Genomic DNA, 21,540 nt, shown 5'->3' on the forward strand with positions numbered 1-21,540 from the left:
GCTAATGGTTACACGCTTCGAGAGTCGCCTGCCGATAGGCGAGCACGAAGGCCACCGCCTCAGGAACGCCTGGCTGCTGTCGAAGGGCAACCGCCGTGGGGTTCAACCAGCGCAGAGCCCGCCCGGAGGAGGTACCAGCGGCCAAGGTCAGGGCGTTGGTGGCCTCGGTCGCGGCGCGTTCGACGTCGCCACTGTTGACGTAGGCGGTGGACAGGGCCGATCGCCAGAGGGCTTCGTCGACACGCCACTGACTTGGCCAGTCCTGAAGAAGTTGCTCGTAGAGATCGGCTGCCGCCGCCGGCTGGCCGAGGAGTAGACGGCACTGCGCTTCATGGGCAGTCACGTACACCGGGTTGCAGTGGACGCCAACATCGATCGGCAGTTCCGAGTCCCAGTCGGCGCTGCCGGCGACTCTGTGCGCCTCGTCGATGCTGGCAACGCAGGAGTTCTGGTCGCCGCCCATCGCGAAAGCCTGAGCCTGACGTACCAGCAGCAGAGCGCGAATGCGGCCCGGTAACCGGACCTCGTCCAGAGCCTGCTGCGCCAAGGCAGCGGCCTGACGCGGGTCGAATCGTTCGAGGGCGCGTTGGCTCTGCCTCATCAGGACGTAGCTTGCTAGTGCCGGCGCGTTGGCCTCGACGGCGTGTTGCTGGGCGCGTCGCAGCCATGCGTCCGCCTCGGCGGCATCGCTCTGCTCGTCGATCCAGCTGAGGAACTCGGCCCACATGGCCTGGGCGATGAGCACGTTTCGACGGTCGGTTGCGCTGCTCCGTCGCCCGATGGTGGCTGCGGCACTGATCTGCGCATGGGCGGTGGACGCCATCCCCGCATATCCGGTGCGGTTTCCGGCTGTGGCGAGACTGGCGAGCTGCTCGTGCCACGAGCGGAGCAGGTCAGTCTCCTCGGAATGATCCATGAAGACCCCGAGCTGGCCGTCCGCACCGCCGGCGAGGCGGTAGCCGACGCCGGTCAGTCGACGCTCACGTTCAAGGTCCGACAGGAAAGCGACCAGCTCGCCACCCGTCTGCAGTGCGGCCTCGCACGACTCGATGAGGCGGGCGGACGGCCAACGTTCGGCCTTTTCCACCTTGCCGATGAGGTCCCCGCTGACGTGCACCAGCCTGCCTAGAGCGCGCTGGGACAGCCCGCGGCACTCGCGCCACTGCCGCAGCGCGGCGCCATACCCATGCAGCACTGATCGATGCGGGGTCAGCCGTCGCGGAACCTGAGCCACCGGTACTCCTGGATGCCGTTTGCCCGCCGCTGCCGCAGTCAGACGGGCGTTACCGTACGTGCTCAAACGCTACGCGGACAGTCGCATGCGGACAACAACGCATGTCCGCATCATCGCTATCGACTCATCTAGCTCGGTACGCAATTCTCGTCGTTGAGATGCCCCCGGCTTGCCAGGCAAATCATCAGCAGCCGTTTTCAGACCAACGAGTAGTTGCCTTGGCTGACGGACCAACTGCGAGCCAGGACTCAAATACCTGAGGAGTCTAATGAGTCTCCAGAATGACCTGTCGCGATATGGATATCGGCAGGAGCTGAGCCGCCAACTGCGGTTCAGGGATCTACTTGCCTACGGGCTGGTGTACATGGTGCCGATCGCGCCGATGGCGATCTTCGGCAGCGTGTACGCCGGCTCCGGCGGGATGGTCGCCCTGGCGTACGCCGTCGGCGTGGTGGCGTTGGTGTTCACCGCGTTTTCGTACTCGCAGATGGTGCGGGCGTTCCCGATGTCGGGCAGCGTCTACAACTACGCAGGGCGCGGCATCAGCCCAACGGTTGGGTTCCTGGCCGGCTGGGTGATCCTCCTGGACTACGTCCTCGTGCCGGGGCTGCTGTATCTGGTGGCGTCGGTGGCGATGCACGCCACGGTCCCGTCGGTGCCGGTGTGGCTGTGGCTAGTCGGGTTCGTCGCGGTCAACACGGTCGTTAACTCGGTGGGGATCCGCATGACGGCGGCCGTCACCCGGGTGATGTTGATCGGCGAGCTGATCGTGCTGGCGGTCTTCCTGGTCGTCGCCGGCTGGGCACTTGCCTCGGGTAGGGGCCGGTTCGGCTGGGACGCGTTCTACAACGCCGACACGTTCACCTGGTCGGTGGTGGCGGGGGCGGTGTCGCTCGCGGTGCTGTCCTTCCTCGGCTTCGACGGCATCTCGATGCTGGCGGAGGAGACCAAGGGCGGCTCCCGTCAGATCGGCCGCGCGATGGCGGCCGTCTTGATTCTTGCCGGGGTGCTGTTCATAGCGCAGACGTGGTTGGCCGCGATGCTCGTCCCTGACCCGGCCTCGCTGCTGGCCGAGGGTGACCCGAACGGGACCGCCTTTTACGACGCCGCCGCCGTAGCTGGCGGGGGGTGGCTGGCGACCCTGTGCGCAGTCGCGACAGCCATTGCGTGGGGGTTGCCGAACTCGATGGTCGCGCAGGTCGCGACGTCTCGGTTGCTGTACGCGATGGCCCGGGACCGGCAGCTGCCGGCGTTTCTGGCGAAGGTGTCGATCCGGCGCAACGTGCCGATCAACGCGACGCTGCTCACCGGGGCGGTGTCCCTGGCGCTGGGCCTGTACATGGCGACCCGTGCGGATGGGATCACCCTGTTGTCGTCGCTGATCAACTTCGGGGCGATGGTCGCGTTCCTTGTCCTGCACGTCTCGGTCGTGGTGCATCACCTGATCCGGGAGCGCAGCGGGAACTGGTGGGCGCACCTGGTCATGCCCGCCGTCGGTTTCGCGATCTTGGTGTGGGTGGTGGTCAACGCCAACATCGCCGCCCAGCGCCTCGGCCTGGCGTGGCTCGCCCTCGGCGTCATCGTTCTGGCTGGCCTGTACCTGTCCGGCCGCCGACCTGCACTGTCGGGCTTGGCGCCCGCGCAGCCGCAGGCGCGTCACGTGGAGCGGGTGTGACTGGCATGGACAGGTTCACCTACCGACCCGCGCGAGACGAGCTGGCGTACACCTTCGGCGGTCGGATGCCGGTGGCGCATGTGCGCGGCGGTGACGTGTTCACCGTCGTGACGGAGGACTGCTTCGGTGGTCTCGTGAGGGGGCCAGCGGACCTGCCGTCGCAGGTGTGCCGCATGCCGTACCTCAATCCGGTGTCCGGGCCGTTCTTCGTCGAGGACGCCGAGCCCGGCGACACCCTCGCCGTCCACCTCGCCACCATCACCCCGACGCGGGACTGGGGTGTGTCGTCGACGTTCCCGCACTTCGGGGCACTGACGTCCACCTCCCACACGGCCATGTTGCAGCCGGCGTTGGAGGAGCGGGTGTGGGTGTACGGCATCGACCGGCAGGCCGGGACAGTCCGGTTTCAGGCCACGCGCAGCGACCACAGCGTGGACCTGCCGCTGGACCCGATGATCGGCACGATCGGTGTCGCCCCCGGCGGGTTCGAGGCCCGATCCACACTCGTGCCCGACACGCACGGCGGGAACCTCGATACCCCGCAGCTGCGCGCCGGGACCACCCTGTACCTGGGGGTGAACGTCCACGGGGCGATGCTGGCCCTCGGCGACGGACACGCCCGCCAAGGCGAGGGCGAGGCCTGCGGCGTCGGCGTGGAGATCGCCACGACCACCACCCTCGCCATCGACGTCATCAAAGGCGTGAGCACTCGGTGGCCGCGGTTGGAGACCGACCGGGACATCTTGACGATCGGGTGCGCCCGTCCGTTGGAGGACGCGTACCGCATCGCCCAGCACGACCTTGTTGGCTGGGTCAGCGCCCTGACCGGCCTGGAAACCCTGGACGCCTACCAACTCGTGTCGCAGGCGGGGCGGGCGCCGATCGGCAATGTGTGCGACCCCAACTACACCGTCCTCGCCGCTGTCGACAAAACCCTGCTCCCCGCCCCCGGACCCGCCTATGGCGGGGCGCACGAGCGGCTGCGGCGGCTCACCGCCGGGCTGCGGTAGGAGCCCTCGAATGACCGCGTCGATCCCGCGCCTGCCGCTGCGCGATGACCTGTTCCTCCTCGGTCACGACGACGACACCGGACACCCCCACGTGCACCGGCAAACCCTCGCACTGGGACTCGCGGGCGCGGTCCTGATCGACCTGTACCTGGCCGGGCGAGTGACCCTCGACCCGAACGGCGGCACCCGCCCGGCCAGCCACCCACGGATACACCCGCACATCGACCGGCCAGTCGGGGATCTGATCGCCGACGCCGCGACCGCGACCATCCGCCACGCCCACCCACCGCTGCGGGGGTGGCTGCGGATGTTCTCCGACGACCTGTATGACCGCACCCGCGCCGGACTCGTCGCCGGCGGGATCCTGCGTCACCACACCCGACGGCGCCTCGGCGGCCTCATGCGCACCGACACCTACCTGCCCACCGACAGCAAGTGGGCGGTCATCGCCCGCTCCCGCCTGCGCTACCTCGCCGCCGGCCACGAACAACCCGACAACCACACCGCCGCCCTCGCCGGCCTCGTCGCAGACCTCGGCCTCACCAGCCACCTCTACCTCGACGACGACATCACCACCCTGACGACTCGCTTGAAGGCCATCGCCGGGCAGCACTACCAGCCGGTACGCGACATCACCGCTGCCGTCGACGCCGCCGTGGGTGACCTCGCCACCGCCGCCTACCGCTAGCCCCAATCCACCTCACCTCGAGAAAGCTGACCGTGAACAACCTGCCCCACGTGCGACCCGCGACCGAGACGCCCCACCCGCTGGGCCGGCGAGCCGTAAAGGTCACTGCCGCCGCCTGCGCGCTCGGCCTCCTCGCCACCGCCACAGCTATCCCGAACTGGACGGGCGCCGCCGGGCCAGCCCAATCCCCACCCTCACCTTCCACCACTGCTGCGTCCCGGCCGGCCGGGCCGCCGTGTCTCTCACCCGCCGCCCTGAGCGCGGCACAGCTCAAGGCACGCGCACAGCAGAGACTCGACCCGTCGCCGACGCATCTGTCGGAGTCGACCTCGGCGCGGCAGGCTCTGGAAGCGGTCACGGTTGGGCCGTCCGGCTGCGATGCCATCCCGGGCCGGTTCGCCTACGTCCACCTGCTGCAGTGGGCCACGGACACCACGATCGCGGGCAACAGCACCACCGCGCGGATCGTGCTGTTCGAAGAGCAACGCTGGCGCGCCGACGACGCCTCCGGACGCGTCATCCGCAGCCGCTACCCCGGCGGCAACCAGCCCACCGACGACAGCACCTACCACCCCGGCGAGTTGGACGGGCCCATCGGGCCGATCGCCGCCGACCCGACAGCGCTCACCGCGCACATCGACGCCACCCAGCCTCGATTCCTGGGACACACCGCCGTCATTCGCGGCCTCGTCAGCCTGCTCGGCTGGCGTACTCCCAACCAAGCCGCCCGCACAGCGATCCTCACCGTCCTGCGCGAAACGCCGGGCGTTGCGTACCACGGCTCGGTGACCGACAGGGCGGGCCGAACCGGCGTAGGCGTCAGCGCCACTTCTGACGGCATCCGCTTCCTGCTGATCCTCAACCCCACCACCGGCGAACTACTCGCCTACGAGCGAGCCGCACTCACGCCACCACCCGGGAGCGACCGAACCGGCCCCCTGGTCGACGACTACCACCTATTCCTCGTCCACACCCATGCCGCCAGCAGCGACAACTCCTGACCCCACTAACGAACAACTCACGGGAAAGCCCGCCATATGGACACCGTCCCGCGCATCCGCGCCGCCCGCTGGGCAGACAAAGACCACGTCGCCGCACTCATCGCCGACGCCCTCCAACCCAGCCCTCTCGCAACATGGCTAATTCCCGACCCAGGGCCACGGCGCCGCATCCTCACCGACGTCCTCGGCATCTGGATCGAACACGCCATGTTCTACGGCGACATCTACCTCACCGACGACGCCACCGCCGCGACCGTCGGCTTCCACCGATACCGGCCCATCCCGCCCCCAGCGAACTACCCCACCCGCCTGGACGACGCCGCGGGCCCCCACGCCGACCGATTCGACCTACTCGACCGACTGCTCGCCAAGGAGCGACCCACCGAACCCCACTACCACCTCGCGTTTCTCGCCGCACAACCCATAGCCAGAGGCTCCGGACACGCCACGGCTTTGCTCAACCACCACCGCAGCCGGCTCGACCACGTGAACCTGCTGTCCTGGACCAGCACCACCACCGACGCCCAGAGCATGCACATCCGTCATGGCTACACCCCACAACCGCCCATCAACCTGCCCGAAGGCCCGGCCATCTGCCCATGCGCCGCAACCCCGCCACGCGACGCCCGGCCAACTGAACCGAGCTCCGGCCGATAGCGGTCGTCCATCCACTCTCTGAGCATGTGACCCTTCGGCCAGTGGCCGACGACAGATGCCGCTCACCCCAAGGCACGGAGCATGGCGGAATTACCACGGTGACGGTTCAGGACGAGACAGGGAGGGGCAGGGCGATCGATCAGCGCCCATTGAACGGTCTGGCTGGCCAAGCGGGAGTGGTGAGGGTTGATCTCTTCGTGCTTGAGGCGCTCCTGGCTACCCCTGAGGCTCTCCCATCCTGCATCGAGGCTGGCTTCGAACCTGCAACGCCGTATTTGGCGAGCCGTCCGGTGGAGTCTTCGATGGTGACGGTAGCTGCCGTGGACCTCCTGCTCGGGCCGCGGAGGATCGAGCCGGATAGGTCAACCGGACGACGTGTCCGTATCAGTTCCTCTCGTTGTTGATGTGGCCTTCTTCGAGAGCCTTCTCGATCATCACCAGCATCTCGGCCCTGTCGTGCGCCTCAGCTGTCAGCGTCCAGGTCAGGTACCCGCGTCCGTCGTCGATCTGGTCGACGAGGCCGGCCTGGCGCATCTGCTTGAGCGCCTTCGACAGGTGGCCGTCGCCGGGCCTCGCCCCCCAGCGCTCGACGAGGGCGGCAGCGAGTTCGGTGTATCGAAGCTGCCGATCAGCGAGCGTCAGCAAGATCGAAGCCCACCAGCTGTGCCCGAAAACCTGCTCCAAGATCCGAAAGTGGATCAATGCCACAGTTCATCGTCTCCCCCCGCACAGGTGCCCAACGCCTGGCCTGAGACGTCAGCTGTCGTGCATCTGACACTGCGCGAAGGACTCACTTCACCGAGTAGTCGCAGTGGTGTCAAGGCCTCTCGTTTATCGACCTGACAGAGAGCTGCCGGTTAGAGCCGCTTTGGGTGAAAACGAAATCCATCCGTAACGAGCAGTGGTTGCCGATGGCCCCGCTCTGATCAGCGCCCCGCGCGGAGCTGAGCAGTCCGTCGCGGTGGCGCGATATAGCCCTACCAGCGGTGCGCACGAACTGGACGCACGATTGGCGCGCGCGGTTGTAGCGCACTCACGTGCCGTAGCGGCAGGCTCTGATCCTGGGATAGGACAGAACATGTTGACCGTGATGGAGGCAACTGGTGGCACACCGTAGGGGGAGGGTGGTGGCCGTGCTCGCGCTCATCGGCCTGGTGGGAATCGGGACAGGTTGCAAAGGTGGTGACGGTGACAAGACTGGCTCACCAGCGCCGACGTCCGGCGACCACTCCACCTCTCCCGCCGAACCGGTTACGCCGGAGGATCTCGCGCTGGGTGCGTACCGCAGCATGTGGGCCGCCTACGACGACGCCGGGCTGACGTCCAACCCGGACCATCCGGAGCTGGCAAAATTCGCGGCCGGCGACGCGCTGAAGGTCTTGAGAAGCGGCCTGGAATCCGATCGTCGCGAAGGGCTGGTCGGACAGGGCGAAGTCGTTGTGAATCCGTCGATCCAGTCCCTCACGCCCGCGGCCGCGCCGACGCAGGCAAAAGTCCGAGACTGCGCGGATACCTCCGGCGCGACCAGGGTGAGAGCGACTCCGAATGGCACTCCGTTTACCGACTCACCCGGCGGGCGCCGACTGGTCAACGCCACCGTGAGCATGGTCGGCGAGAGCTGGAAGGTGACGTCCTTTGGGGTACAGGGGGTCGGCTCGTGCTGAGGCTCCGGCTCCGGCCCGCTGCCGGTGTCATACCCGCAGCCTTCTGCCTGGTTCTGCTGGTGGTTGCGTCTCCCGCCCAGGCCGACAAGTGGAAACCGGTGGACTGCGGCATAACCCCTGACGTGCCTGAGTGTTCGGTCGAGGTAGGTACACCGCCCTCGACCGGCGACGGGAACTCTGGGGACGAACACAACGGCGGGCCGAACACCGGCGGCGGCTCCGGTGATGGGCACGAGGGTGCGGACGGTTGCCGTTACATCTTGATTGGCCGGGACGGACCGCCGTCGGGCGCCGCTCAGCCCGGAGCGTGGTACTCACGCCACTGCGTCAACGATGGCGGGGCTTCGGCGAGGCTGCCCGTGTGGATCGCAGATGCACAGTCGCCGGATCCGGCGGTCTTGGCGCGGTCTGCGATTTCCCGGCTGAATCTGCCTGCGCCGACGATCCGGGCCAATCCCGCGCCGCCGGCGGCTCAGCTGCTGAACGTGCCGACGTGGCTGTGGCTGGACGGCCCTTCTTATCGGGCACAGTCAGCGACGGCTTCGGTGCCCGGCCTGAGCGTGACGGCGACAGCCTCTCCGGCCCAGGTGCGGTGGTCGACTGGTGACGGTGCGTCCTTCACCTGCTCGGGCGCGGGAATTCCGTGGAGCGCGGGCATGGATCCGGCAGCAGCGTCGAGTTGCAGCCACACCTACAAGGCCCCGTCGAGTGGCCAACCGGGCGGCGTGTACGAGGTGCGGGCGACGGTGACCTGGGAAATCGGCTGGGTCGGCGGCGGCACGTCGGGGTCGGTCGAACCAGTAACGACAACCGCCACGGTGCCGCTTCGGGTGCAGCGCTCGTCCGCGCTCAACGGGGCGGGCTGACCGATGGCAGTGTCATTGACGAGAGCACCGGCCACGGCGGCGAACGGGCGATCGTCGTCGACACCTCCGCCCGTTGGGGTGCGCCGACGTTCACCGCGCAACGTGGTGCTGGGGCTGGTTCTCGCAATCGCGTGCTCACTGCTGTTCGCCGGCACCGCGTTGCGGACCGATCCGGCAACTCCGGTCCTTGCGCTGGCCCGCGACGTGAGGGCAGGCCAGACGATCCGGGACCCAGACCTGAAGGTCGTACGGATCGTGCCCGGCGATGCCGTGCAGGTGGTCGGCGAATCGCAGCGCGAGACGGTCGTCGGTCGGACGGCGGCGGTGCCACTGGTGGCCGGGAGCCTCTTGTCGCCCGGCCAGATGGGTGGCTCGGCGTTTCCGCCGGTGGGCCAATCAGTCGTCGCCGTCGGCGTCAAGGCGGGCAAGGCACCGGCCGGCATGACCGTGGGTTCGCGGGTGACCGTTCTGGTCGTGCCTCCGACGGGCAACGGAACCGCAGCTGTGCAGCCGGTAAGGGCGTCCGCGTCGGTGTCAGCGATCGAGGTTCCGGACGCTGCCGGGCTGACGGCCGTGTCGCTCCTGCTGTCGTCAGACGCGGCACTGCAGGTCAGCGTCGCTTCGGGAGACGTATCGCTGATTCTGCAGGGCTCGGGCGGCTGAGCACCGTGTTGATCGGGGTGACGAGCGCGAAGGGCTCGCCGGGCGCGACGACGCTCGCCCTGGGGCTGGCACTGCGGTGGCCCGAACCTGGCGCCGTAGTCGTGGAGGCGGACCCTGCGGGCGGCGACCTGATGGCGCGGTTCGGTCGCACCTACCACGATGGCGGGCGGGAGCCAGGGCTGGCGTCGATGGCCGCTGATGCCCGGGCCGGGGCCGACGTCCGAATGGATCCGTCGCGGTGGGTGCAACCGTTGCCGGCCGGGGTGGATGTGGTCCTGGCGGAGCCTGGCGCCGCGGCGGCGAGCCTGCGGGCGTTAGCTGTGCGGGGACCTCGGATGCTGCGAGTGCTGGCCGCTGGCCGGTCAGCGGTGGTGCTCGACGTGGGCAGGTGGGAGCCGGCTTCGCCGGCGTCCGCGCTGCTATCGGCAGTGGACGTCCTGCTGGTGGTGCTGAGGCCCGTACAAGATGAGGTTCGGGTTGCGGATGTGCGACTGAACGGCCCGACGGGCCGACCAATCCCATCAGCAAAGGGTAGAGACCTCAGCCAGGGACGCGAGCACGTCGAGCAGCTGACCGGATTGGTCCGGGACGTACAGCTGGTGACCGTAGGCGGCGACGGGTGGCCGGCAGTGGAGGTGGCCGGCAGCCTTGGGCTGCCGCTGGCCGCGACCGTCCCGAACGACCGTCGCGGCGCCGGGATTCTGGCCGGACGGATGGTGCCGCGGCGGGGTTGGCAGTCGACGGGCTGGACGCGGTTGCCACTGCTACGGGCCTGTCGTGGCCTTGCACTGGACCTCGATCGGCACGCCAGTACCGAGACGTCCGTCGCGCCGTTGACGGAGCAAGCCGGGGTGAGCGGCCGATGAACGCTCGGCACTCCGCTCCGGGGAACAGCATGGGTGTGGGGGGCGCCCACGCCCTGACCAGTGGCGAGCGAAACGTTCTTGATGCGTTACGAGCCACGGTCGCCGTCCGGCTACAGGTGTCGGTCGTCGGCGGAGCAGACAGCATGGGCGACGTCGACCTGTTGATATCCAACGCCCTCGACGAGTACGCGCGCGAAGCGCTGCACCGCGGGCAACCCCCGCTGAGCGAGATGGCCGAGCATCGGATTCGACAAGCGTTGCGCAACTCCTTCGTTGGCGCCGGCGGGCTGCAACCGCTCCTCGACGACGAAGCGATCGAGACCGTCAACATCAACGGCTGCGACAACGTGCAGGTGCAATACCGCGACGGCCGCCGCGCCCGGGTGGCCGCAGTCGCAAACTCCGATGCCGAACTGATCGAGCAGTTGCGCGACATGGGCGCCCGGCTTGGGGCCCATGAGCGCCGATTCGACCCCGACGCCCCCGAACTCGCCATGCAGCTGCCTGGCGGAGCGCGTCTGCACGCGATGCAGGTCATCAGCGACCGCGTCGCGGTGTCGATCCGCCGGCACCCGATGGTGAAGGTGAGCCTGGATGACCTGGTGGGGATGGGCGAGCTGACACCGACGATGGCGGATCTGTTCACCGGCCTGGTGTTGGCCCGTCGGAACATCGTCATCAGCGGCGGCCCCGCCGCAGGAAAGACCACCTTCCTGCGAGCCCTCGCTTCTGCGATTCCCACGCAGGAGCGCCTCATCGTGATCGAGGACTCCCGCGAGCTGTCGCTGGACCCGCAGGTCCACCCGGACATGGTCTCGATGCAAGCACGGCAGGCAAACATCGAGGGCGTGGGCGAGTTCAGCCTGGATCAGTGCGTCCGCGCCGCGCTGCGGTTGACGCCGGATCGGGTCATCCTCGGCGAGGTTCGCGGGGCTGAGGTCGTGCAGATGGCCAAGGCGATGTCGATCGGGGTGGACGGGTCGATGGCGACGGTGCATGCCTCGTCGAGTTCGCAGGCGCTGCTGCGGATGACCACCTATGCGATGGAGCCCCCGGCGTCCTATCCGCGAAGTGCCGCGACGTCGCTGCTGGGCGAGGCAGTGCACGTGGTCGTGCACTTGGACCGCACTCCCAATGGCCTTCGGGTTGTCTCCTCCGTCCGCGAGATTGTCGGCACCGACGGGGACCAGATCATGTCCAACGAGGTATACCGGCCCGGTCCTGGTCGCCAGGCGGTGCCGGCGACCCGGCTGCGGGACGAGACCATGGACCGGCTCGTCGATGTTGGCCTGGATCCTGCGGTCCTCGACCGTGACGGGTGGTGACACGGATGGCCATGCCGGTCGTACTGCTTGTCGGACTACTCAGCGGCTTTGGCCTGTGGCTGATCGTTGACGGAGCCCGGCGGCGCGACCGTGACAGCCCTGCACCGATGGAGGGTTTGCTACGACGAGCTGGTGCGGCCGTAACTCCCCTGCGTGCCGTAACGGTGATCATCGCGGCGGTGGTCTCGGGGCTGGTAACCGGTTGGCTGGTCGGCGCGATCTTGGCTGGCCTGGCAGCGTGGAGCCTGCCCACAGTGCTGGTCGGAAACCGGGTTCATCAGCGTGAGCAGGAACAGTTGGAGGCGATCGCGGGCTGGACGGAAAGCTTGCGCGACACGCTGGCCGCGGCGGCTGGGCTGGAAGAGGCGATCGCCGCGACGGCCGGCACCGCGCCAGCGGCGATCCGACCGCAGGTCATCGCGCTGGCGGAGGCGATCGACGCTGGGGTCCGCCTGCCGGTCGCGCTGCGCGCGTTCGCCGCTGATCTCGATCATCCGACCGGGGACATGGTCGTGGCGTCGTTGCTGCTGGCGGCCACCAGGCAGGCTCGCAACCTCGCCGAGCAGCTCGGCGCGCTCGCGGCAACCGCACGGGAGCAGGCCGCCGCCCGGATGCGCATCCAGACCGAGTGGGCGACCACCCGCACGTCGGTGCGGATCATCATCGCGATCACCCTGGTCATGGCCGTCGGACAGGTATTGCTCAACCGCACGTTCCTCGCTCCCTACGACACTCTGGCCGGGCAAGTCGTGCTCGCCATCGTGGGTGCGATGTTCGCCGTCGGGTTCATCTGGCTCAGCCGGATGTCCCGGATCGCCCGTGACGAGCGGGTGCTGGCCGGCGCCAACCCCCACCTCCCTGGGGTGACGAGGTGATCCGGGAGGCGCTGCTGCTGGGGGCCGGTACCGGAACCGGCCTTACGCTGGTCCTGCTGGGGTTACGTCCCAACCGACCTGCCCTGGTCGACGTGCTCGACGGCCTACGTCGTCCGGCGCCACCGCCGATGACCGCCCGACAACGCCGCTATCAGGTGCTGGGGGCGCCCCTCGTACGCCTGGGCCTGCCCACCGCCCGAACCCGGACCGATCTGGCAGTGCTGCAGAAGGATGTCCCCACGTTTCTTGCCGAGCAGGCCGCGGCTATCGGGCTGGGCGTACTGGCGTTGCCCGTCCTTGCTGCGTTGTGGGGTGTCGGCGGGTTGGTGCCGCTGTGGCTCGCCGGCCTGGGCGGACTTATCGGCTACCGATGGGCGGTCACCCGGGCCCGCGCCCAGGCGGAGAGGCGACGTGCCCAGCTGCGCCACACCCTGTCAGTGATGCTCGACCTGGTCACCATCAGCCTGGCCGGTGGCGCCGGCGTCGAACAAGCCCTCGACGATGCCGCCAGTGTCTGCACGGGATGGGCCGCCGACCAGCTGCGCGCCGCGCTACGCACCGCCCGGCTGACCCGGCAGCCCCCGTGGCGGCCCCTTGGCCAACTGGGCCTCGACACCGGCGTGACCGAGCTGGCCGAGTTGGCCGCCACGATGCAGTTGGCCGGGGCCGAAGGAGCCCGGGTCCGCGCTTCCCTCGCCGCCCGGGCCTCGGGGATGCGCGCTCGCACAACCGCCGCAATGGAATCCGCCGCCCGCTCGGCCGGGGTCCGGATGTCCCTACCCGTCATGCTCATCGCCCTCGGCTACGGCCTTTTCCTGCTGTACCCGGCCATCGCGGCCATCCGCACCGGCCTCTGAAACCGCATCCGTACGGAGCTCGAAGGAGTTGATCACCATGATCCGCCGGCTACGCACCAACCTTGCCTATGGGGTCAGGGCCATCCGTGAAAATCCCGACCACGGCGCCGAGACCGTCGACACGATCATGTGGATCGCGATCTTCATCGTCGTCGTCGGCGGAATCGGCATGCTCTTCCGGGACACCGTGACTCAGTACTGGAACTCCCTGGTCATCACCATCGGCTTCTGACAGTCACGATCATGGGGAGTCCGAGCAGGACCAGGCAGCACCTCCGCAGCAGACTCCGCGGCGACCGCGGCTCAGTCACGACCGAGACCGTCGGCTACACCGTCATCTTCCTGCTCGCGCTGACCGTGATCGTGCAAGCCGCCGTCTGGTCGTTGGCCGATCAATCGGCCCGGCACGCCGCCAAGGAGGCACTTCAGGCGGCGCGGGTCTACGGAGCGACGGCCGAATCCGGCTACAGCGAAGCCGCCGAAGTCCTGGCCGAAACCAACCCGGCCGGCATCAACGACATCCAGATCACCGTGGAGCGTGGCCCGGTCACCACAACCGTCACGATCACCGGCACGGCGAACCGTGTCGTTCCCGTGCCAGGGCTCACCGTGCCCATCGAGGTCCAAGTCCAGGCACCCACCGAAGTTGTCCCACCCGTCAGCTGAGACCAGGGAGAAGGAACGAGGCGTCGATGACGAAGCGCAGCCGGGCCCGCCTGCCTCGGCGGTGTCTGTCCGGGGATGGCGGCTCGGTATCCGTCGAGGTCGTCGGGCTAGTCCTGCCGGTAATGGTGATCGTGGCGATGCTGATCGTCGGCGCATGGCGGTTGTCGGCCACTCGCCTCGACGTACACGCCGCCGCCGCGTCCGCCGCCCGCGCCGCATCCCAGCAGCGCACCGCCACTGCTGCGCAGGCCGCCGCCGAGGAAGCCGCCCGCGCCGACCTCGCTGGCCGGGCCCGCGGTTGCACCCCGTTGACCATTGTCACGGGCCTCGACGACTTCGGCCGTGGCGGATCGGTCACCGTCACCGTCACCTGCCACGTCTCGACCGATGACCTGATCGGCGTCAGCGCCCCGGGCGGCGCCGACACGACCGCGACCGCCAGGGCCCCAATGGACACATATTCGGAGATCGTTTCGTGAGCCACCCCTGGTTGGAGACGGTCCGCCGCCAGCTGCGCGATGACCGCGGCTCGGGCACCGGCTGGGCAGCCGGCATGTTCCTCGTCGGCATGCTCGCAGCCGCACTGATCATCGACGGCGGTGCCGCGATGACGATGCGCGTCGACGCTCGTCACGTCGCCCAAGAGGCCGCACGGGCCGGAGCAGATCAGATCGATCTACTCCTACTCCGCACGGACGGCACCGTACAACTCGACCCGGTCCTGGCCGAAGCCGCAGCGACCGAATACCTCGCCCAGGTCGGAGCAACCGGCACCGTCGCCGCCACCACGACCTTGGTCACGGTCACCGTCACCAAGACCGGACCCACGCCGCTACTCGCCGCCATCGGGATCACCACCGTCACCGTCTCGACCACCGAACGCGCCGAACCCGTGACCAGCTAGAACCCCATGAAGGGGGTGCCATGAACGTCACCGCGGCGCTCGGCCGGCTCCTCACCCGCCTCGCCAGCGCCACCGCGCTGCTCTCCATCACCGTCGGCATCCCCTACGGTCTCGCCGCCCACATCGGTTGGCCCCTCCCTCGCGCCGTCCCGCGTGACACCGCCGGCTGGCAGGCATGGCTCACCGCCGGCTTCACCGACACGATGGCGGTCAACCTGCTGGCCATCGCCCTGTGGCTGCTCTGGGCCGTGTTCACCGCCAGCCTCCTCGCCGAGGCAATCGCCGGGATCCGCGGCCTACCCATGCCGAGACTGCGCGGCTTGACGTCCGTACAGACCCTGGCAGGTTGGCTGCTCTCCGGACTCACTGCCGGGGTCGTCGCCACCGCCACCGTCGCGCCGGCCACGGCGACTCTCCCACCCTTGCCCGCGGTCGTGCCGGCCGCGGCGGCGCACGCCACCCCGGTGGTGTTGGTTGGCTACCAAGCAGCGGGCCCGGCCAAGGTCCGCGTCGAGCAGCAACCACCGATCCTGTGCGCAGGCGAACACCACGTTCTCATCGAAGACAACAGCTACGTGTACGTCGTCCAACGCAACGAAAGCCTCTGGGTCATCGCCGAAAAGTGTCTCGACGACGGCAACCGATGGCCCGAGATCTGGCAGCTCAACCGCGGCCGACAATTCGAGGTCGGCGGCACGTTGCGAGCTCCCCGTCTGATCCAACCCGGCTGGGACCTACGGATGCCGGCCGACGCTGTCCCGCCACCAGCCACCGATACGGCACCCGCCAAGCCCGCCCGACCACCGGGTACCGGCCCGGTGCCCGCATCACCGGGCCCGGCAACGTCGACAGCCCCACCCATGTCGACACCGTCCTCCTCAACCGTTGAGGATCCGGACGGCGTGGTCGAGCCGGCACCGGGCATGCCGGCGGCATCGGGTCCGGCCTCGACCCCCAGCAGCGCCAGCCCGGCGACGTCCGCCCAGAGCGATGCCATGCGGCCGCCCGGTGAGGATCGCGGCGTGGGGGTACCGGGCGGATGGGTAGGCATCGGACTGGCCGCTGCCCTGGTCGCCGCCTCGTCGATCGTGTGGCTACGCCGACGCACCCGCTACAACCCCATCGCCGACATCGACCCGGCCACCGATCCCACCCTGCAGCCCCTGCCGGCCGTGGTCAGCCGGCTACGCCGGGCCGTCCGTGAACAGGCACCCGAACTAATGGCACCCCCGCCGCCACAACCCACAGTCCGTGACCTCGCGGGCGCCGAGCGGCCGCCGCTGGCACCGATCGGACCGTCCGGACCGCAACTGGCCGGACTACCCGACCACCCACGAGGAGGCCTCGGCCTCACCGGACCAGGCGGAGCCGACGCCGTACGCGCGATGCTCGTGGCGACGCTCTCCTCCGGCGGGGTCTACGACCCAGACGCCCGCGGCCAGGTGGTGATCCCCGCGACGGTCCTCGCCGACCTACTCGGCGGCACCGCGATCACCGACCTGGTCGGTGCCATACCTCGGCTGCGAGTCACCGCCGGACTCGACCACGCTCTGACATACGTCGAAGAGCAGATCATCCACCGCACACGTGCCGTCACCGACGCCGACGTCACCGATGTCGCCGCGCTCCACGACGCCGACCCGCACCACGATCCGCTCCCGCCGATCACACTGATCGCCGACATTCCCGACACTGCGATCCGGGCTCGGCTATCCACCGCGCTGCACCTGGGCCACCCCCTGGCCATCAGCGCAGTCATCGCCGGTCAATGGCCGCGCGGCACCACCCTCACTGTCGCGACCGACGGCACGACCACCAGCAATGAGCCGGGACAGACCTCCAAGCTGTCGGTCCTAGACGCCGATACCACCCTGCAGCTGCTCACCGTGATTCGCGAGGCTCACACCGGAGAGCCACCATCTCCCCCGCCCAACGACCCGTCGCCCGAAGGGCCGGGCTCCACGAGCAGTGGCGACGACACATCCACGGTAGAGACCACCGCGAGCCCAGCACCGCCAGTCAAGCCATCCCCACCCGCCGAACCTCACCGAACCAGCGGGAAGCGGCAGTCACGGGTACGCGTCCAGGTGCTCGGCCGACCGATCATCTTCGGCGCCGACGGCAACCCCGTCCCCGGCGTCCGCCGAGCCAGTTATGAACTCCTCACCTACCTCGCCGTCCACCGTCAAGGTGCGGACATCGCCGACATCGAGGTAGCGATGACGCCGGATGCCACCCCACGACGCGCCCGCGACCGCCTGTCCACCAACGTCGCCAACCTCCGCAATCGGCTGACCCACGCCACCGGACTCGACCCCAGCGCGGTTAGCGAAACCTTCAAACCGGTCGTCAACCCCGGCGGGCGCTACTACCTCGACCCGGCCCTGCTCGACGTCGACTGGTGGCGCGTCCTCGACGCTGTCAGCCGTGCCGGCGCGACAACCGACCGGGACGCCCAGCGCGCGGCGCTCGACGATGCAGTCAGCAACTGGAACGGCCCGCTCTACGACGACAGCTTCGAATGGATCGACGGACCACAGCACAGATGCAGGCAGGTCGGCGTCAACATCCACGCCCGACTCGCGGTTCTGCTCGCCGACACCGACCCCGGTCGAGCCCGGACCCTTCTCGACGCCGCCTGCGACATCGACCCGATCAACGAGGAGGTCGCTCGCCTCGCCATGAACGCTCATGCCGCCACTGATGACACCGCAGCCATCAACGCGCGGCTGGCGGCACTTACCTCGGCGCTTCAGGAAATCGACGAGGACGTCTCCGACGATACCCATCGACTCGCACATCGGCTGCTCCACAAGTCCCTACCGCCAACCGATGGACCGTCGGACTGAGGGGACGGTTTAGCGCTCTCGAGGAGACCGGGCGCGCGACTCCCAGAGCAGGTCGCGCAACCATCGCCGGATTGGCTGATAGCCGGCCAGTGGCGATTGAGTTCAGCCGCCTCGCCGAGGTCTACCGCGGTCAGGCCCCACCTCGATCTGACCGCCGTCGATCAACGGCTGGCACCGTTTGGTGGACTCGGGTGCACCGGATGCCCGGTTGAGTGGGTAGACGGTGGGTCTCTCGGTAGCGTCGATCGGGGACGTATGCTGCGGCCGTGCTGCAGGGACTGGACGAGGTCGGCTGGAATGAGCTGAGCCACGCGTACGGAAAGGCTCTCGACACGCCGAACCTGTTACGGCAGGCGGCCTCGCCGGACGAGGAAGCTGCTCAGGAGGCGGTCTCTGAGCTAAACGGCAGCATCTTCCACCAGGGCACCGTCTACCTGGCAACGGTGGCGGCCGTACCGTTCCTGGCCGAGCTGGCGCTGGCCGCTCCGCACGGCCGGGCCGACCTTGCCTGGATGCTCGGACAACTGGCCGATCCACGGCACGCGTACGGCGACGACTTCCCGGACGTGCGTGCAGCAGTCGTCGGGCACCTTCCGGCCCTCCTAGCGCTGCTTGCAGACGGTGATCCCAAGGTACGGGAGGCCGCGGCCTACGCGGCGGCTCAGGCCGGGACAGTCCCCGAACCGCTTTGGCAAGCTTGGCGGGTCGAAGCCACTGAGCCGGTTCAGGCGTCGCTCGCTCTGGCGCTGGGCCTGATCGATCCGGCCGCCGCCGAACCGGTGCTCGCCGACTTGGTCTTGCATGCAGCGCCGCTGGTACGGGTGGCCGCGGCGGTGGCGCTGCTGCGGGCCGGGGTGCCCTGGCCGGACGGTGCGATCGCCGCGGTGGTCGCAGCGATCGACGACGGCGCTTCGGTCACCTACTGCTGGGCGCACGGCGGTGACTGGTCCGATGAGCTGATGGTGGCGCCGCCCGCGCCGGTCGCACTGGATCTACTCAGCCACCTATTGCAGGCCCGCGAGCCGAAGACCCGGGAGCTCGGCCTGTGGGCGGCGTCGGAACGGTGCGACGCCAGTCGTTCGGCGCCGTCGCAGATCGTTCCGCTGGTCGCGACTGCGTTGCACGACCCGGATCCCGGGGTGCGGAATCGTGCTCTCGACACGCTCAGCCGGGCTGGCGCGGCGGCCGGGCGATTCGCGGACCTGCTGGCGAGCATCGCCGCCGGGTTCGCGCAGGAGGCCGGGGCGCCCGGGTTCACCGCTGAGTATCGGGCGGTCAGTGCCCTCGCCCGGCTCGGTGATCCCCGCTGGATCGAACCGGTGTGTGCGGCGGCAGCCGCTGGGCACCGTGCGCAGCGGTTGCTCGACGGCGCCCGCTTCGAGCCTGCGGTGCTGGCTGCGGTCCGCCAGCGCCTGGCCGACGAACCGGCCCGTGCGGACGTGCTGGCCGGGGTGCTCGGCACGTGGCGCGCCGCAGAGGCGGTGCCGGAGCTGCTTGCCGCCCTGCCGTACGAGGGACCACAGGTGGCGTGGGCGCTCCTGGAGATCGGACACGATGACCCTGCCGCCGTGCCGCACCTACGCACAAGGGCCACGCAGGCCGGCGAACCGGCGGCGGCCCTGGCCATTCGGCGAATCTCCGGCGACGTGCAGCCGCTCCTCGGCATCCTCGACACTGCCTTGTCCGGCGAGCGGCGGCTGTGGCCCGGCCCCCAGACGTTCGTCGACGAGTTGGGCGAGGAACTGCGCCCACTGCTACCTGCGGCTCGCGATCGGCTCACCGGCGCGGCGGCCGGGACGCACCCGCAGCGGGAGGCCCAGATGCTCGCTGCTCGGATGGTCGCCACCATCGACGGCGTACAGCCCATCCTGACAACCGTGCGCGCGGTGCTTGCCGGTGGGCACACCCCGGCTCGCGCCGCCGCGGACCTCGTTGCAGACCTGGCCCCTGCCCACCGCGACGCCCTGACCGACCTCGATCCGCTACTGCGCAACCGGCTCGGCGACCGGTGGAGCCGAGTGGCGGCGTCCCGCGCCCTTGCTCGGCTTGGCGTACCGACCGTAGACCTGACCGAGCCGCTGCTTCACGGCGTCACCGACTACGCCGGCCGGTATGGCCTGGCAACGATCCTGGAGCTACGCGCAGTCGAGACGATCCCCGGTCTCGAGAAACTCGCCGCAGGCGACAACCGCCTCGGTGCCACCAGCTTCGCCGACGACATCGTCTGGGCTGACGAACTGTTGACCGGTCGTATCCGTACGACCATCGCCGCCCTGCGCCGACTGACCACAAACCCCCAACGCTGCTGCCAGCAGTAGCCACCCATCGCGCACCCGCGTCAAGGCCAATCGAGGACTGCAGTTCAGTTTGTCCGCGCCCGCTGACGGCCGTGCCCGTAGAGCTGATAAACGCGTGTCCTGCCGGTCACCGGTCCCGGCGGCACCCCGGTGAGCGGCAAAGCGGGGCTCTCGCGCTAACGGCACCTCCCCTGCGTCAAGGCGTTGGCAACAGGGTAGTTCGCGCGTCGGTGTGGCGGACGGAGAGATGCATGAAGCACAGGCTGACGCCGGCGCCGAGCATCGTCGTCACGAACGTGCGGCACAGCAATTGAGGGTGCATCCTCGGCACCTTGATCCCCTGCGGTCTGGGCGAGGTGCTTGCGCCGTCGTGGTAGCTGTCTCCAGCTTCACCTAGCCCGTGCGCTGGCGGCGCTGCCGGACTCGATGGTCGTGTACACAGCTACGACGTCGCCTGGCACCCTTCGTTCGTCGCCTGGCCGAAACTGATGGCCGACGGTGTCCGGGGTTGAGGAAGATCGCGATCCCGACGCCGGAGAGTAAGCGTCGGCCGACATCGTCGGGCAGCAACAGCCGGTCTCACAGGCCGGTCGGCCTCTGGGTTCTGCCGAGCTCTGGGCAAGCTACGCCCTTCATCGGCGAAAACGGGGTAGTGCTCCAGGGCCCGCTCCAGCCAGCGCACGGCGGGGGCCGAACTGCAAGTGCGTAGCCTCTGGCTATGAATCGGCGGGGGTGGTGCCTGGTCGTTGTCGCCGCCATTGTGCTGGCTCTGGTGTCGCTTGCCTCAAACGTGACGACTCTGAGCCAGCTCGAAGGCAAGGCGGACACCTTGATGGCTGGCCGGTTGACTCTGAGCCAGCTGGTCAACGCGGGGACGGTTTGGGCCGGGCTGGCAGTGCTGTCCGGGTGGCTCGTCCGCCGCCCTGCGCCGGCCGTTGCCGCTGGAGTCATCGCCTTGCTCACCGCTTGCGTCGTGCACTACGGCGTGGGGATAGCCTTCGGCATGTTCGATCTGAACGTCTGGGCGGCCAACTTGCACTGGCTTTTGGCGGCGATGGTCGTAGGAGGACCGTTCGGCCTGGTGGGCGCGATCGCTCGCCGGTTGGATCCGTGGGGGGCCGCGGCCCGCCTTGTCGTCCCCGTCGGAGCCGTGCTCGAGCCGTTCGTTGCCGGCCGGTTCACCACCCCCGCGATCCTGCCCTGGCCGAACCGGGTGGCAGACATCCTCAGTGGACTGGCGCTGTTGACGGCCGGAGTGGTGGGCTGCTTTCGAGTCCTTGCCGCTGGCAGGCGGCGGCCAGCAATAAGTGAGCGGCGGGCTACTGCCGACCCCTGAGGCAGCGTCCATGTGCCCGGGACTCTTCCTGCGGAGCACGGGTGGGCCCAACAGAGCAGTCGCCGCAGACAGCCCCAGTAAGGTCATGCTGCGGACCTTCGCTTACG

Annotated in this window: 21 protein-coding genes; 19 read left to right on the top strand and 2 right to left on the bottom strand. The window is 68.9% G+C overall.

Going from position 1 to position 21,540, the window contains the following annotated elements; translation table 11 throughout:
• Nucleotide 1 precedes the first annotated feature (1 nt).
• Nucleotides 2–1,234 (bottom strand): helix-turn-helix transcriptional regulator, encoded by a 1,233-nt coding sequence (locus AB0C01_RS07685; RefSeq protein ID WP_357570627.1) that lies wholly within the window; start codon nucleotides 1,232–1,234, stop codon nucleotides 2–4.
• Between the two features lie 268 nt (nucleotides 1,235–1,502).
• Between AB0C01_RS07685 and AB0C01_RS07690 the strand changes: the two genes are divergently transcribed.
• The 5 genes from AB0C01_RS07690 to AB0C01_RS07710 are packed head-to-tail and all read left to right on the top strand — an operon-like array spanning nucleotide 1,503 to nucleotide 6,265.
• A complete protein-coding gene (locus AB0C01_RS07690; protein ID WP_357570628.1) occupies nucleotides 1,503–2,909 on the top strand; it encodes an APC family permease in 1,407 nt (468 codons plus the stop codon).
• Complete coding sequence (locus AB0C01_RS07695) at nucleotides 2,906–3,919, top strand: acetamidase/formamidase family protein (RefSeq protein WP_357570629.1); 1,014 nt, start codon at nucleotides 2,906–2,908, stop codon at nucleotides 3,917–3,919. The genes AB0C01_RS07690 and AB0C01_RS07695 overlap by 4 nt, the downstream gene beginning before the upstream one ends.
• Nucleotides 3,920–3,929: 10 nt before the next feature.
• A complete protein-coding gene (locus tag AB0C01_RS07700; protein WP_357570630.1) occupies nucleotides 3,930–4,607 on the top strand; it encodes a GPP34 family phosphoprotein in 678 nt (225 codons plus the stop codon).
• A 50-nt stretch (nucleotides 4,608–4,657) separates the two neighbouring features.
• A complete protein-coding gene (locus AB0C01_RS07705) occupies nucleotides 4,658–5,608 on the top strand; it encodes a hypothetical protein (RefSeq protein ID WP_357570631.1) in 951 nt (316 codons plus the stop codon).
• A gap of 36 nt (nucleotides 5,609–5,644) precedes the next feature.
• Nucleotides 5,645–6,265 carry an N-acetyltransferase gene (locus AB0C01_RS07710; protein WP_357570632.1) on the top strand — a complete coding sequence of 207 codons (621 nt, stop codon included), beginning with the start codon at nucleotides 5,645–5,647 and terminating at the stop codon, nucleotides 6,263–6,265.
• 384 nt (nucleotides 6,266–6,649) lie between these two features.
• Here AB0C01_RS07710 and AB0C01_RS07715 read toward each other — a convergent pair whose 3' ends face one another.
• Nucleotides 6,650–6,949 carry a hypothetical protein gene (locus AB0C01_RS07715; protein ID WP_356978767.1) on the bottom strand — a complete coding sequence of 100 codons (300 nt, stop codon included), beginning with the start codon at nucleotides 6,947–6,949 and terminating at the stop codon, nucleotides 6,650–6,652.
• Between the two features lie 449 nt (nucleotides 6,950–7,398).
• On the opposite strand from AB0C01_RS07715, the gene AB0C01_RS07720 reads away from it, so the two are divergent.
• From AB0C01_RS07720 to AB0C01_RS07785, 14 genes are all read left to right on the top strand, one after another.
• Nucleotides 7,399–7,929 (top strand): hypothetical protein, encoded by a 531-nt coding sequence (locus AB0C01_RS07720; RefSeq protein ID WP_357570633.1) that lies wholly within the window; start codon nucleotides 7,399–7,401, stop codon nucleotides 7,927–7,929.
• Between the two features lie 359 nt (nucleotides 7,930–8,288).
• Nucleotides 8,289–8,795 (top strand): hypothetical protein, encoded by a 507-nt coding sequence (locus AB0C01_RS07725; RefSeq protein WP_357570634.1) that lies wholly within the window; start codon nucleotides 8,289–8,291, stop codon nucleotides 8,793–8,795.
• A 102-nt stretch (nucleotides 8,796–8,897) separates the two neighbouring features.
• Nucleotides 8,898–9,458, top strand: a complete 561-nt coding sequence (locus AB0C01_RS07730) for an SAF domain-containing protein (protein WP_167944771.1) — start codon at nucleotides 8,898–8,900, stop codon at nucleotides 9,456–9,458.
• Nucleotides 9,459–9,475: 17 nt separating this feature from the next.
• The gene (locus AB0C01_RS07735; RefSeq protein WP_357570635.1) at nucleotides 9,476–10,324 is read left to right on the top strand and encodes a hypothetical protein; all 849 of its coding nucleotides are present in this window, start codon (nucleotides 9,476–9,478) and stop codon (nucleotides 10,322–10,324) included.
• Nucleotides 10,325–10,467: 143 nt separating this feature from the next.
• The gene (locus tag AB0C01_RS07740) at nucleotides 10,468–11,649 is read left to right on the top strand and encodes an ATPase, T2SS/T4P/T4SS family (RefSeq protein WP_357570636.1); all 1,182 of its coding nucleotides are present in this window, start codon (nucleotides 10,468–10,470) and stop codon (nucleotides 11,647–11,649) included.
• Nucleotides 11,650–11,828: 179 nt separating this feature from the next.
• Nucleotides 11,829–12,524: a type II secretion system F family protein gene (locus AB0C01_RS07745; RefSeq protein WP_357570637.1), complete on the top strand. Its 696-nt coding sequence runs from the start codon at nucleotides 11,829–11,831 to the stop codon at nucleotides 12,522–12,524.
• Nucleotides 12,521–13,381 (top strand): type II secretion system F family protein, encoded by an 861-nt coding sequence (locus AB0C01_RS07750; RefSeq protein ID WP_357570638.1) that lies wholly within the window; start codon nucleotides 12,521–12,523, stop codon nucleotides 13,379–13,381. The genes AB0C01_RS07745 and AB0C01_RS07750 overlap by 4 nt, the downstream gene beginning before the upstream one ends.
• 37 nt (nucleotides 13,382–13,418) lie before the next feature.
• Complete coding sequence (locus AB0C01_RS07755) at nucleotides 13,419–13,613, top strand: hypothetical protein (protein WP_357570639.1); 195 nt, start codon at nucleotides 13,419–13,421, stop codon at nucleotides 13,611–13,613.
• A gap of 125 nt (nucleotides 13,614–13,738) precedes the next feature.
• The gene (locus AB0C01_RS07760) at nucleotides 13,739–14,047 is read left to right on the top strand and encodes a hypothetical protein (RefSeq protein ID WP_357570640.1); all 309 of its coding nucleotides are present in this window, start codon (nucleotides 13,739–13,741) and stop codon (nucleotides 14,045–14,047) included.
• A gap of 26 nt (nucleotides 14,048–14,073) precedes the next feature.
• Nucleotides 14,074–14,526 (top strand): hypothetical protein, encoded by a 453-nt coding sequence (locus AB0C01_RS07765; RefSeq protein ID WP_357570641.1) that lies wholly within the window; start codon nucleotides 14,074–14,076, stop codon nucleotides 14,524–14,526.
• The gene (locus AB0C01_RS07770; protein WP_357570642.1) at nucleotides 14,523–14,951 is read left to right on the top strand and encodes a pilus assembly protein TadG-related protein; all 429 of its coding nucleotides are present in this window, start codon (nucleotides 14,523–14,525) and stop codon (nucleotides 14,949–14,951) included. The genes AB0C01_RS07765 and AB0C01_RS07770 overlap by 4 nt, the downstream gene beginning before the upstream one ends.
• 20 nt (nucleotides 14,952–14,971) lie before the next feature.
• Nucleotides 14,972–17,800: a BTAD domain-containing putative transcriptional regulator gene (locus AB0C01_RS07775; protein ID WP_357570643.1), complete on the top strand. Its 2,829-nt coding sequence runs from the start codon at nucleotides 14,972–14,974 to the stop codon at nucleotides 17,798–17,800.
• Nucleotides 17,801–18,066: 266 nt separating this feature from the next.
• Nucleotides 18,067–20,118, top strand: coding sequence for a hypothetical protein (locus AB0C01_RS07780; protein WP_357570644.1), 2,052 nt, complete (start codon nucleotides 18,067–18,069; stop codon nucleotides 20,116–20,118).
• 697 nt (nucleotides 20,119–20,815) lie between these two features.
• The gene (locus AB0C01_RS07785; RefSeq protein ID WP_357570645.1) at nucleotides 20,816–21,433 is read left to right on the top strand and encodes a hypothetical protein; all 618 of its coding nucleotides are present in this window, start codon (nucleotides 20,816–20,818) and stop codon (nucleotides 21,431–21,433) included.
• The last annotated feature ends 107 nt before the right edge of the window (nucleotides 21,434–21,540 follow it).

The organism is Micromonospora sp. NPDC048905, assembly GCF_040649655.1.
Classification (GTDB): domain Bacteria; phylum Actinomycetota; class Actinomycetes; order Mycobacteriales; family Micromonosporaceae; genus Micromonospora.